6 protein-coding genes are annotated in these 13016 nt (G+C 69.0%); 4 read left to right on the top strand and 2 right to left on the bottom strand.

The features are described from left to right. Positions 1-189: 189 nt before the first annotated feature. Both queF and RSA25_RS16390 read right to left on the bottom strand, forming a co-directional pair. Positions 190-1008 (bottom strand): NADPH-dependent 7-cyano-7-deazaguanine reductase QueF, encoded by an 819-nt coding sequence (queF, locus tag RSA25_RS16395; RefSeq protein ID WP_332809910.1) that lies wholly within the window; start codon positions 1006-1008, stop codon positions 190-192. Between the two features lie 226 nt (positions 1009-1234). Next, the gene (locus RSA25_RS16390; protein ID WP_332809909.1) at positions 1235-2566 is read right to left on the bottom strand and encodes a M20 family metallopeptidase; all 1332 of its coding nucleotides are present in this window, start codon (positions 2564-2566) and stop codon (positions 1235-1237) included. Between the two features lie 226 nt (positions 2567-2792). Here RSA25_RS16390 and RSA25_RS16385 point away from each other — a divergent pair, with 226 nt between their 5' ends. The 4 genes from RSA25_RS16385 (at position 2793) to RSA25_RS16370 (ending at position 12844) form a co-directional block, all read left to right on the top strand. Then, positions 2793-4046: an efflux RND transporter periplasmic adaptor subunit gene (locus tag RSA25_RS16385; RefSeq protein WP_332809908.1), complete on the top strand. Its 1254-nt coding sequence runs from the start codon at positions 2793-2795 to the stop codon at positions 4044-4046. An 88-nt stretch (positions 4047-4134) separates the two neighbouring features. Next, entirely contained in the window at positions 4135-7365 is a 3231-nt protein-coding gene (locus tag RSA25_RS16380; protein WP_332809907.1) for an efflux RND transporter permease subunit, read from the top strand. A gap of 34 nt (positions 7366-7399) precedes the next feature. Next, a complete protein-coding gene (locus tag RSA25_RS16375) occupies positions 7400-10522 on the top strand; it encodes an efflux RND transporter permease subunit (RefSeq protein WP_332809906.1) in 3123 nt (1040 codons plus the stop codon). A 258-nt stretch (positions 10523-10780) separates the two neighbouring features. Then, positions 10781-12844: a TonB-dependent receptor gene (locus RSA25_RS16370; RefSeq protein WP_332809905.1), complete on the top strand. Its 2064-nt coding sequence runs from the start codon at positions 10781-10783 to the stop codon at positions 12842-12844. Positions 12845-13016 lie beyond the last annotated feature (172 nt).

The raw sequence follows: 13016 nt of genomic DNA, 5'->3' as shown, positions 1-13016 counted from the left end.
TCGTTCTACCGGGTGGTGCCGGGTTCCGGGGCAGCGACCCATGGGGTCGCTCTACCGGGTGGTGCCGGGTTCACGGGCAGCGACCCATGGGGTCGTTCTACCGGGTGGTGCCGGGTTCCGGGGCAGCGACCCATGGGGTCGTTCTACCGGGTGGTGCCGGGTTCCGGGGCAGCGACCCATGGGGTCGCTCTACTGCCGCAGGTCGCGCACCGTGCGGGTGGGGTGCTCGATGCCCGGGCTGGCGCGCCACGGGTTGATGTCCAGGCCACCGCGACGGGTGTAGCGCGCTTCCACTTCCAACCACTGCGGCGCGCAACGCTGGGTGATCTCGCTGAAGATCCGCTCCACGCACTGCTCGTGGAATTCCGCATGCTCGCGGTAGCTCACCAGGTACTTCAGCAGCCCCTCGCGATCGATCTGCGGCCCGTGGTAGCGGATGCTCACGCTCGCCCAGTCCGGCTGGCCGGTCACCGGGCAATTGGACTTCAGCAGCGCCGAACTCAAGGTCTCGGTCACCACCTGCGCGGCGTCGGCCGACAGATACGCCGGCGCCGGCGGCCCGTAGCATTCGATCGCCACGTCCAGCGCGTCCAGCGACTCGCCCTCGGCGTCCTCCACCAGCATCGGCACCCCGAAGCGCACCGTCACCACCGCCCCGGCGCATGCCGACAGATCGGTGGTCATGCACCGCCGCGCCGCCTCGTCATCGTCGAAGCGGGTGCTGTTGAGCGAATTGAGATACAGCTTGAACGACTTGGACTCGATCAGGTTCGGCGACGTGCACGGCACGCTGATCGTGGCCACCGCCACCCGCGGCTTGCCGCGCCGGTCCAGCCAGCTCAGCTCATAGGCCTGCCAGCGGTCATGCCCGACGAACGGCAGCGCCGCCTCGTCCAGGCCGATCTCCGCGCGCGCACCGCGGCGCGGGATGGGAAACAGCAGCGTGGGATCGTACTGCGACGGGTAAGCAACCTCGCGACCGAGGCTGGAGTCCTGGGGGGTATTCATCCGCCCATTTTACGCCCCGCGCGCGACCGGATCACCCCGCCGGACACACCGACCGGCCGCAACGCCCTGCACGTACCGGTTTTCGCCCCGGCCAGCGGCCGGGACCTGCCGGATCCGGTCGCACCACGCCGTTGCGGTTGGTGACCGGTGACCTGTCCGGGGGTGGGCCGAAGCGCAGCGCCGACCCACCCGCCGTTGACGTTGACGCTGAAGTTGCCGTCCCGCTTCAGCCCGCCGCAGGCGCGGGCCCCCCAACCCCATTCAAATAGTCCAGGCTCACCTGCAGCAGCGCCCGCAAGCCCACGTCCAGCGCCTTCTCATCCAGCAGGAACCTGGGCGAATGGTTCGCCGGCGCCGTCGCCGGATCGATCCCCTCGCTCGTCGCCCCCACGAAGAAGAACAGCCCCGGCACTTCCTTGGCGTACAGCGAAAAGTCCTCCGCGCCCATCTGCAGCGGCGGTTCGTACACGTTCCCGGCCCCCACCACCGCCTGCAGGCTCGGCAGCATCCGCGCCGTCAGCGCCGGATCGTTCACCGTGGCCGGGTTGCCCTCCGCCTCGTAGATATCCGTCACCGCCTTCGCCCCGTGCGCCGCCGCCGTATGCTCGGCCACGTTGCGCAGGTCCGCGAAAATCTGCTGCCGCATGCCCTCGTCGAAGGTCCGGATCGTCCCCACCATCTCCACCTCGTCGGGGATGATGTTGTAGCGGATGCCGCCCTTGATCGCCCCGAACGTCAGCACCGCCGGCTGCTTGGACAGGTTCGCGCGCCGGCTCACGATCGTCTGCGCCGTCCCCACCAGGTCAGCCGTCGCCACGATCGGGTCCACCCCGTTCCACGGCGCCGACCCATGCGTCTGCCGCCCGATCACCTTGATCCCGAACCGGTCCGAGGCCGCCATCAGCGGCCCCCCGCGCACGGCGATCTGGCCCGCCGGCACGCTGGAGAACACATGCAGCCCGAACACCGCCTCCGGCTTGAAGTCGGCAAACAGCCCCTCCTTCAGCATCAGCGCCGCCCCGCCCTCCTCCGGCGGCGGCGCGCCTTCCTCGGAGGGCTGGAAGATCAGCATCACCTCGCCCGGCAGGTTGGCCTGCATCTTCACCAAGGCATCGGCCACCCCCAGCAGGGTGGCGGTGTGCGCGTCGTGGCCACAGGCGTGCATCACCCCCACCGGCTCGCCGCGGTAGGTGCTGGTGGCCTTGGAGGCAAAGGGCAGGCCGGTCTGCTCGGTCACCGGCAGCGCGTCCATGTCCGCGCGCAGCGCGATCCGCGGGCCCGGCTTGCCGCCCTTGATGATCGCCACCACGCCGTGGTGGGCGATCCCCGTCTTCGGCTTCAGCCCCATCGCGCGCAGCTGCTCGGCCACCTTGGCCGCGGTGCGCTCCTCGCGGTTGGACAGCTCCGGGTGCTGGTGGAAGTCACGCCGCCAGTCCACCACCTTGGCCTTCAGGCGGGTGGCCGCGGCGGTCACCTCCGGGCGCTCGGCCGGGGCGGTGGCGGCAAGCGCGGGGCTGGCAAGCAGCAGGGCGGACAGCAGCAACGACAGACGGGGCATCGGCAATCTCCACGGGCGTTCAAGGCGGACCAAGCTGAATGTAGGCCATCAGCGCCCTTGCTGCTGTAACTTTCTGCCCATCCAGCCGTTGTCCGATGGAACCTGCCCGGTCACATCCGGTCTGAGTGCCCGTCCCATCCGTCATGCATGAAAGCCCGCACGCCACGGGTATGCTTTGCACCTGCCAACCGGGCCCTGCCCTCCGCCAGCCTCAGGAGTTAGTTGAATGTCGCGTTTCTGGAAGATCGTGCTGCTGGTGGTCGCCGTGCTGGTGGTGGGGTTCATCGGCATGCACATGCTGGCCGGTGGCAGGAAGGGCGCCGCTGACGCCACAGCGGCGGGCGCCAGCAAGGACGGCAAGGACGGCCAGGCGCGCGATGCCGGGCCGGTCCCGGTCACCGTGGTGGACGCCGCGCGCCAGGACGTGCCGGTCTATGCCAGCGCCCTGGGCACCGTGGCGGCCATGAACACCGTTACCGTCAGCCCGCAGGTGGGCGGCCAGCTGATCAGCCTCAACTTCAAGGAAGGCCAGGAGGTGCAGAAGGGCGATGTGTTGGCCCAGATCGACCCGCGCACCCTGCAGGCCAGCTATGACGAGGCCGCCGCGGCCAAGCGCCAGAACCAGGCCCAGCTGGCCACCGCGCGCTCGAACTACCAGCGCTCCAACTCGCCCGAGTACCGCCAGTACGTGGCCAAGACCGACCTGGACACCCAGCGCAACCAGGTGGCCCAGTTCGAAAGTGCGGTGGCCGCCAACGAGGCCAGCATGCGCGCGGCCCAGGTGCAGCTGCAGTACACCAAGGTCACCGCGCCGATCTCCGGCATCGCCGGCATCCGCGCGGTGGACGCCGGCAACATCGTCAGTGCCGGCACCGCGCTGGTCACCCTGACCCAGGTCCACCCCATCCACGTGGTCTTCAACCTGCCCGAACGCCAGTTGCCGGACGTGCGCCAGGCCCAGCAGGCCGGCCCGGTGGCCATCGCCGCGCTGGACCGCAACGATTCGCACGTGCTCACCGACGGCGGCACGCTGGACGTGGTGGACAACCAGATCAGCAGCGACAGCGGCACCTTCCGCGCCCGGGCGCTGTTCAACAACAGCGACAACCGGCTGTGGCCGGGCCAGTTCGTCAACGTGCGCATGCAGCTGCGCACCATCGCCGGCGGGGTGGTGATCCCCACCCAGGCGGTGATGCGCGGGCCGGACGGGGAGTACGTGTACATCGTCAAGCCGGACAACACCGTGGCCATGCAGACGGTCAAGAGCGGCGTGGAAGTGGGCGACAGCAACGTGCAGGTCACCGAGGGCCTCAAGGGCGGCGAGCGGGTGGTCAGCGAGGGCCAGTTCCGGCTCAAGCCGGGCGCCAAGGTCACCGCGCTCAAGCCGGGCGAGACCCCGGCCGCCCCCACCGAGGCCGAACTCAAGGCCGCCGCGCAGCAGCAGGGCGGTGGTGGCCGCCGTGGTGGCGGGCCGCGCTGAGCGCGCCTGCCTGATGTTCCCGACGCCGGCCGCCTGGCCGGCGTCTGCCCGCTCCAACGCCGCATGACGTAACCGCAAGGATCCGCCCGTGGGCTTTTCGACGATCTTCATCCGCCGCCCGATCGCCACCTCGCTGTTGATGGCCGGGCTGTTGCTGCTCGGCATCCTCGGCTACCGCCAGCTGCCGGTGTCGGCGCTGCCGGAGATCGACGCGCCCAGCCTGGTGGTGACCACCCAGTACCCCGGTGCCAACGCCACCACCATGGCCTCGCTGGTGACCACCCCGCTGGAGCGCCAGTTCGGGCAGATCTCCGGGCTGGAGATCATGACCTCCGACTCCTCGGCCGGGCTGTCCACGATCATCCTGCAGTTCAACATGGACCGCGATATCGACATCGCCGCCCAGGACGTGCAGGCCGCGATCCGCCAGGCCACGCTGCCGTCCTCGCTGCCCTACCAGCCGGTCTACAACCGGGTGAACCCGGCCGATGCGGCCATCGTCACCCTCAAGCTCACCTCCGACACGCGCCCGCTGCGCGAGGTCAACAACTACGCCGACTCCATCCTCGCCCAGCGCCTGTCCCAGGTGCAGGGCGTGGGCCTGGTCTCCATCGCCGGCAACGTGCGCCCGGCCGTGCGCATCCAGGTCAACCCGGCGCAGCTGTCCAACATGGGCCTGACCCTGGAAGAACTGCGCAGCGCGCTGACCCAGGCCAACGTCAACGCCCCCAAGGGCTCGCTCAACGGCAAGACCCAGTCCTATTCGATCGGCACCAACGACCAGCTCACCAGCGCGGCCGACTACCGCGACACCATCATCAGCTACAAGAACGGCCGCCCGGTGCGGCTGTCGGACGTGGCCGAGGTGATCGACGGGGTGGAGAACGACCAGCTCGCCGCCTGGGCCGATGGCAAGCCGGCGGTGCTGCTGGAAGTACGCCGCCAGCCCGGCGCCAACATCGTGCAGACCGTCGAGCGCATCCGCGGCCTGCTGCCGCAGCTGCAGGGCGTGCTGCCGGCCGACGTGCACCTGGAGGTCTTCTCCGACCGCACCGAGACCATCCGCGCCTCGGTGCACGAGGTGCAGTTCACCCTGATCCTCACCATCGGCCTGGTGGTGGCGGTGATCTTCGTGTTCCTGCGCCGGCTGTGGGCCACCATCATTCCCTCGGTGGCCGTGCCGCTGTCGCTGGCCGGCACCTTCGGGGTGATGGCCTTTGCCGGCATGTCGCTGGACAACCTGTCGCTGATGGCGCTGGTGGTGGCCACCGGCTTCGTGGTCGACGATGCGATCGTGATGATCGAGAACATCGTGCGCTACATCGAACAGGGCAAGAGTGGCCCGGAGGCGGCCGAGATCGGCGCCCGCCAGATCGGCTTCACCGTGCTGTCGCTGACCATCTCGCTGGTGGCGGTGTTCCTGCCGCTGCTGCTGATGCCCGGCGTCACCGGCCGCCTGTTCCACGAGTTCGCCTGGGTGCTGAGCATCGCGGTCACGCTGTCGATGCTGATCTCGCTCACGCTCACCCCGATGATGTGCGCCTACCTGCTCAAGCCCGATGCGCTGCCCGAAGGCGAAGACGCCCACGAGCGCGCGGCGGCGGCCGGCAAGGAAAACCTGTGGACGCGCACCGTGGGCGCCTACGAGCGCAGCCTGGACTGGGTGTTGGAACACCAGCGCCTGACCCTGGCCGTGGCCGCCGGCGCACTGGTGCTGACCGTGCTGCTGTACGTGCTCATTCCCAAGGGACTGCTGCCCGAGCAGGACACCGGGCTGATCACCGGGGTGGTCCAGGCCGACCAGAACATCGCCTTCCCGCAGATGGAACAGCGCACCAAGGCGGTGGCCGAAGCGCTGCGCCACGACCCCGCGGTGACCGGCGTATCGGCGTTCATCGGCGCCGGCAGCATGAACCCCACCCTCAACCAGGGCCAGCTGTCGATCGTGCTCAAGCCCCGCGGCGACCGCGATGCGCTGGACGACATCCTGCCGCGCCTGCAGAAGGCCGTGTCCGGCATCCCAGGCGTGGCCCTGTACCTCAAGCCGGTGCAGGACGTCACGCTGGATACGCGCGTGGCCGCCACCGAGTACCAGTATTCGCTGTCGGACGTGGACAGCGCGCAGGTCGCCCTGCAGGCCACGCGCCTGACCGAAGCGCTGCGCCAGCGCCCGGAACTGGCCGACGTGGACAACAACCTGTCCAACCAGGGCCGTGCGCTCGAGCTGACCATCGACCGCGACAAGGCCAGCGTGCTGGGCGTGCCGATGCAGACCATCGACGACACCCTGTACGACGCCTTCGGCCAGCGCCAGATCTCCACCATCTTCACCGAGCTCAACCAGTACCGGGTGGTGCTGGAAGTGGCGCCGGCCTTCCGCACCAGCACCGCGCTGATGAACCAGCTGGCGGTGGCCTCCAACGGCGCCGGCGCGCTGACCGGCAGCAACGCCACCAACTTCGGCCAGGTCACCTCCTCCAACTCGTCCACCGCCACCGGCATCGGCGCGCAGAACACCGGCATCCCGGTCGGTGCGGGCACCATCATCCCGCTGTCGGCGCTGGCCGAGGGCAAGGTCACCAGCACCCCGCTGGTGGTCAGCCACCAGCAGCAGCTGCCGGCGGTGACGGTGTCGTTCAACATCGCCCCGGGCTATTCGCTGTCCGATGCGGTCAAGGCCATCGAAGAAACCCGCGACAGCCTGGACATGCCCTCGCAGGTGCATGCGCAGTTCATCGGCAAGGCCGCCGAGTTCACCGGCAGCCAGACCGACGTGGTGTGGCTGCTGCTGGCCTCGCTGGTACTGATCTACATCGTGCTGGGCGTGCTGTATGAAAGCTACATCCACCCCTTCACCATCATCTCCACCCTGCCGCCGGCCGGCGTGGGCGCGCTGCTGGCGCTGATGGTGTGCGGGCTGCCGCTGTCGGTGGACGGCATCGTCGGCATCGTGCTGCTGATCGGCATCGTCAAGAAGAACGGCATCATGATGGTCGACTTCGCCATCGAGGCACGCCGTGCCGGCGCCAACGCGCACGACGCCATCCGCCGCGCCTGCCTGCTGCGCTTCCGCCCGATCATGATGACCACCGCCGCGGCCATGCTCGGCGCGCTGCCGCTGGCCCTGGGCACCGGCATCGGCTCGGAGCTGCGCCGCCCGCTGGGCATCGCCATCGTCGGCGGCCTGCTGCTGTCCCAGCTGGTCACCCTGTACACCACGCCGGTGATCTACCTGTACATGGAGCGCTTCTCCGAGTGGGCGCGCGAACGCCGCGAGCAGCGTGCGTTGCGCCACGCCAGCGCGCAGGATCGCGCATGAGCGCTGCACGTCCCCCCGCGCTGAAGGGCCTGGCATGAACATCTCCGGGCCCTTCATCCGCCGCCCCATCGGCACCGCGCTGCTGGCCATCGGCCTGTTCGTGGTCGGGCTGTTCTGCTACCTCAAGCTGGGCGTGTCGGCGTTGCCGAACATCCAGATCCCGGTGATCTTCGTCCACGCCAGCCAGTCCGGTGCGGACGCCACCACCATGGCCTCCACGGTCACCGCGCCGCTGGAACGCCACCTCGGCCAGTTGCCTGGCGTGGACCAGATGCGCTCGTCCAGCTCCGAAGGCAGCTCGCTGGTCTTCATGATCTTCCAGAACGGGGTGGACATCGATTCGGCCGCGCTGGACGTGCAGACCGCGATCAACTCGGCCCAGGCCGACCTGCCCTCCGGGCTGGGGTCGCCGATGTTCCAGAAGGCCAACCCCAACGACGACCCGGTCATCGCCATCGCGCTGACCTCCCAGACCCAGTCGGCCGACGAGCTGTACAACGTGGCCGACTCGCTGCTGGCCCAGCGCATCCGCCAGATCAGCGGCGTGTCCTCGGTGGACATCGCCGGCGCCTCCACCCCGGCGGTGCGGGTGGACGTCAACCTGCGCCTGCTCAACGCGCTCAACCTCACCCCCGACGACCTGCGCAACGCGGTGCGCGCGGCCAACGTCACCTCGCCCACCGGCTTCCTCACCGAGGGCAACGCCACCACGGCCATCATCGCCAACGACTCGGTGGCGCGCGCGGCCGATTTCGCCAACCTGGTCATCAAGACCCAGGACGATGGCCGCGTGATCCGGCTCAAGGACGTGGCCAACGTCTACGATGGCCAGCAGGACGCCTACCAGGCCGCGTGGTTCGACCACAAGCCGGCGGTGGTGATGTACGTGTTCACCCGCGCCGGGGCCAACATCGTGGAGACGGTGGACCGGGTCAAGGCGCAGATCCCGATGCTGCGCGACTACCTGCAGCCGGGCACGGTGATGACGCCGTATTTCGACCGCACCCCCACCATCCGCTCCTCGCTGCACGAAGTGCAGATCACGCTGTTGATCAGCCTGGCCATGGTGATCCTGACCATGGCGCTGTTCCTGCGCCGGCTGGCGCCGACGCTGATCGCGGCGGTCACCGTGCCGCTGTCGCTGGCCGGCGCGGCGCTGGTCATGTACGTGTTCGGCTTCACCTTGAACAACCTCAGCCTGTTGGCGCTGGTGATCGCCATTGGTTTCGTGGTCGACGATGCGATCGTGGTGATCGAGAACGTGATGCGCCACCTCGACGAGGGCATGCCACGGATGCAGGCCGCGCTCACCGGCGCGCGCGAGATCGGCTTCACCATCGTCTCGATCACCGCCTCGCTGGTGGCCGTGTTCATCCCGCTGCTGTTCGCCAGCGGCATGGTCGGCGCGTTCTTCCGCGAGTTCACCATCACCCTGGTGGCGGCGATCGTGGTCTCCATGATCGTCTCGCTCACCCTCACCCCGGCGCTGTGCAGCCGCTTCCTCAGCGCGCATGCCGAGCCGGACAAGCCCTCGCGGATCGGTCGCTTCCTGGATGCCACCCACGACCGCATGCTGCGCGTGTACACGGTGTGCCTGGACTTCTCGCTGCGCCATGCGCTGCTGCTGTCGCTCACCCCGATCCTGCTGATCGTGGCCACGGTGATGCTGGGCGGAGCGGTCAAGAAGGGGTCGTTCCCGGCGCAGGACACCGGCCTGATCTGGGGCCGTGCCAACTCCAGCGCCACGGTCTCCTTCGAGGACATGGTCAACCGCCAGCGCCGCATCACCGACATGTTGATGGCCGACCCGGCGGTCAAGACCGTGGGCGTGCGCCTGGGCAGCGGGCGCCAGGGCTCCAGCGCCCAGTTCAACGTGCAGCTCAAGACGCGCAAGGAAGGCCGCAAGGAAACCACCGCGCTGGCGCTGGCGCGCCTGAGCGCCAAGGCCGACCGCTACCCGGACCTGCAGCTGCGCCTGCGCGCCATCCAGGACCTGCCCAGCGATGGCGGTGGCGGCAACAGCCAGGGCGCGCAGTACCGCGTGTCCCTGCAGGGCAACGACCTGGCCCAGTTGCAGGAATGGCTGCCCAAGGTGCAGGCGGCACTGAAGAAGAACCCCATGCTGCGCGACGTCGGCACCGACGTGGATACCGCCGGCCTGCGCCAGAACGTGGTGATCGACCGCGCCAAGGCCGCGCGCCTGGGCGTGTCGGTGGGCGCCATCGACGGCGCGCTGTACGGCGCCTTTGGCCAGCGCCAGATCTCCACCATCTATTCGGACATCAACCAGTACTCGGTGGTGGTCAACGCCCTGCCCGAACAGACCGCCACCCCGCGGGCGCTGGATGAGATCCACGTGCGTGCCGGCAACGGCGAGATGATCCCGCTCACCGCCGTGGCCCGCCAGGTGCCGGGGCTGGCACCGCCGCAGATCACCCACGAAAACCAGTACACCACCATGGACCTGAGCTACAACCTGGCCCCCGGGGTGAGCACGGGCGAGGGCGATGCGATCATCAAGGCCACCGTGGAGGGCATGCGCCTGCCCGGCGACATCCGCATCAGCGATGGCGGCGGCTTCAACGTGCAGCTCAACCCCAACTCGATGCTGATCCTGGTGTTCGCCGCGATCGTGACCGTCTACCTGGTGCTGGGCATGCTGTATGAAAGCCTGGTGCACCCGGTGACGATCCTGTCCACCCTGCCGGCCGCCGGCGTGGGCGCGCTGCTGGCGCTGTTCGTGACCAACACCGAGCTGTCGGTGATCTCGATGATCGCGCTGGTGTTGCTGATCGGCATCGTCAAGAAGAACGCGATCATGATGATCGACTTCGCCGTGGTGGCCCAGCGCGAGCATGGCAAGAGCCCGCGCGATGCGGTGCGCGAGGCCAGCATCGTGCGCTTCCGCCCGATCATGATGACCACCATGGTGGCGATCCTGGCGGCGGTGCCGCTGGCCATCGGCCTGGGCGAAGGCTCCGAGCTGCGCCGCCCGCTGGGCATCGCCATGATCGGCGGCCTGCTGTTCTCGCAGAGCCTCACCCTGCTCAGCACGCCGGCGTTGTACGTCATCTTCTCGTGCCTGCGCGAGCGTTGGGTCAACCGCCGCGCGCGCCGCCGCGAAAAGAAACTGCTCAAGCGCGCCGCCACCGGGTAGGTACCGACCGTTGGTCGGTGCTTCGCCGCCCCGTCTGGCCTGCACCGCCACGACCCCCGGTCGTGGCCGGCGCCGCCGCCGCGTTTGACGCCATGTAACAAAACGATAACAATTCTCATCCAGCCACGGTCCTGCATCCCACCTGCGTGATGCCCCCGCTGCCGGTTTCCGGCCAGCCTGCGCGATCCAGCCATCGACCCCTCCCCCGCCTCTGCTGAGTGCGGACGGTTCGCCGCTGTCCGCCAAGGAACTCCACCGATGCTGTCCTCTTCCCTGCCCCGCCTGGCCACCCTGGCCGTCGCCTTGTCCCTGGCCTGCGCCGCGCATGCCGCTGCCGCGCCGGACACCACCGCGCGCACGGCCACCGAGCTGGACGCGATCAAGGTCACCGCCGAACGCACCCACACCGATACCGGTGCCCTCGGCGACCGCGCCGTGCGCGATACCCCGTTCGCCATCGCCGTGGTCGGCCGCGAAGACATCGAGAAGCGCCAGGTGGTGTCGCTCGGCGAAGCCTTCCTCACCGATCCCTCGGTGGTTACCCAGGTCAGCGCCTACGCCAGCGGCTGGAGCTCGCCGATCCGCAACCGCGGCATCGACCTCAGCTACGACAGCTACCGCGTCAACGGCCTGCAGGTGTCCTCGTGGGGCACCGAATGGCCGCTGGAAGTGATGGAGCAGGTGGAGCTGCTCAAGGGCCCGGGCGGCTTCATGTACGGCTTCGGCCAGCCCGGCGGCATCGTCAACTATGTCACCAAGAAGCCCACCGACAGCCCCACCTTCGCCGCCCAGCTGGGCTGGCGCGAGCAGGGCATCGTCAGTGGCCAGGTGGACGTGGGCGGCCGTTTCGGCAACGAACAGATGTTCGGCTATCGCTTCAACGCCTACCAGGAAAAGGGCGAAACCTTCAACGGCGGCGAGGTCGACCGCAAGGTCGGCGCACTGTCGCTGGATGCACGCCTGGGCGATGCCCTCACCTGGACCTTCGACGGCGTCTTCCAGTCGCGCGACCTGTCCAACGAATCCCCGCAGTACTACTTCATCGGCCTCACCGCACTGCCCCGCCCGCTGGCCGGCGACATCGACAACAGCATCGACGGCAGCTACTACGACACCCGCTCCAGCCTGCTCTCCACCGCGCTCAACTGGCAGATCAACAGCGACTGGAAGGCCAGCCTGAGCTACGGGGTGACCACCTCGTGGAACGACGTCAACAAGGTCTTCGCCTACATCGACGACCTCAACGGCGATTACGACGTCAACACCTACGAGCTTGGCGGCAAGAGCGAATGGAAGCTGGCCCAGGCCCTGCTGCAGGGCCGCTTCCAGACCGGCCCGCTGTCGCACCAGGTCGTGGCCGGCGTCTCCCACCAGACCGGCCTGGGCTGGGACCGCCCGTACGAATGGAACACCATCGGCCGCGGCAACCTCTACCAGCGCCCGGTCCTGCGCCATGACGCGGTCGGTTCGCGCGTGCTCACCCGCGGCAGCGAAACCGTGCAGCAGGCCGTGTTCGTCAGCGACACCATCGGCTTCGCCGACGGCTGGTCGCTGCTGGCCGGCGCCCGCTACAACGATTTCGAGAACAAGGGCGCCTACCACACCTACCCGGTCACCCCCACCTACGCGCTGATGTACAAGCCGTCCGACGCGGTCACCCTGTACGCCAGCTACGTGGAATCGCTCGAAGCAGGCAGCCGCGTGGGCAACGACTACCTCAACGCCGGCGACGTGCTCGACCCGACCATCAGCAAGCAGTTCGAGGTGGGCGCCAAGATCGAGGCCTCGCGCTGGAATGCCAATGCCGCCGCCTTCCGCCTGGAACGCGGCGCCAACATCGACCGCCTCACCCCGGCCGGCAAGCAGCTCGTGCAGGACGGCATCACCTTGTATGAAGGCGTGGAAGTCAGCGGCGAGGTCCGCCTGACCGATGCGTTCACCCTGGGCGGTGGCGTGACCTGGCTCGACCCGACCTACGACAAGCTCTCCCCGGACAGCGCCAGCCAGCAGGGCAACCGCACCGCCGGCGCGGCCCGCTGGAACGGCGTGCTGCACGCCGACTACAGCATCGCCCGGGTCAGCGGCCTGAGCGTCTACGCGCTGGCCCGCTACTACGGCGATGTGTACTACGACGCCGACAACACCCTCAAGCTGCCCGACTACACCCTGGTCAACGCCGGCGTCGGCTACCGCATGCAGGCCGCCGGCCACCCGCTCACCTGGCGCGCCGGCGTGGAGAACCTCACCAACCGCCGCTACTGGTCCAACGCCGGCGTCGGCCTGCCCCGCACCTTCGCGGTCAGCGTCCGCTTCGACCTGTAACCGGCCCCAGCACACCACCCGGTAGTGCCGGCCGCTGGCCGGCTCCCCGCACACCACCCGGCAATGCCGGCCGCTGGCCGGCTCCCCACGCACAACCCGGTAGTGGCCGGGGCGGGGCGGCGCCCCCCCCAACACCCCGCAGTTGGGGCGGGGGGGGCGGGGCGCCCCCCCG

It is taken from the genome of Stenotrophomonas sp. (assembly GCF_036662295.1).
GTDB lineage: Bacteria > Pseudomonadota > Gammaproteobacteria > Xanthomonadales > Xanthomonadaceae > Stenotrophomonas.
Note: the sequence above shows the minus strand (reverse complement) of the source record. Positions and strands in the feature narration are given on the sequence as shown.

What these genes read in the sequence shown, in the direction of transcription:
- queF (WP_332809910.1), bottom strand. Translation starts at nt 1,008, where the DNA reads ATGAATACCCCCCAGGACTCCAGCCTCGGTCGCGAGGTTGCTTACCCG.
- RSA25_RS16390 (WP_332809909.1), bottom strand. Translation starts at nt 2,566, where the DNA reads ATGCCCCGTCTGTCGTTGCTGCTGTCCGCCCTGCTGCTTGCCAGCCCC.
- RSA25_RS16385 (WP_332809908.1), top strand. Translation starts at nt 2,793, where the DNA reads ATGTCGCGTTTCTGGAAGATCGTGCTGCTGGTGGTCGCCGTGCTGGTG.
- RSA25_RS16375 (WP_332809906.1), top strand. Translation starts at nt 7,400, where the DNA reads ATGAACATCTCCGGGCCCTTCATCCGCCGCCCCATCGGCACCGCGCTG.
- RSA25_RS16370 (WP_332809905.1), top strand. Translation starts at nt 10,781, where the DNA reads ATGCTGTCCTCTTCCCTGCCCCGCCTGGCCACCCTGGCCGTCGCCTTG.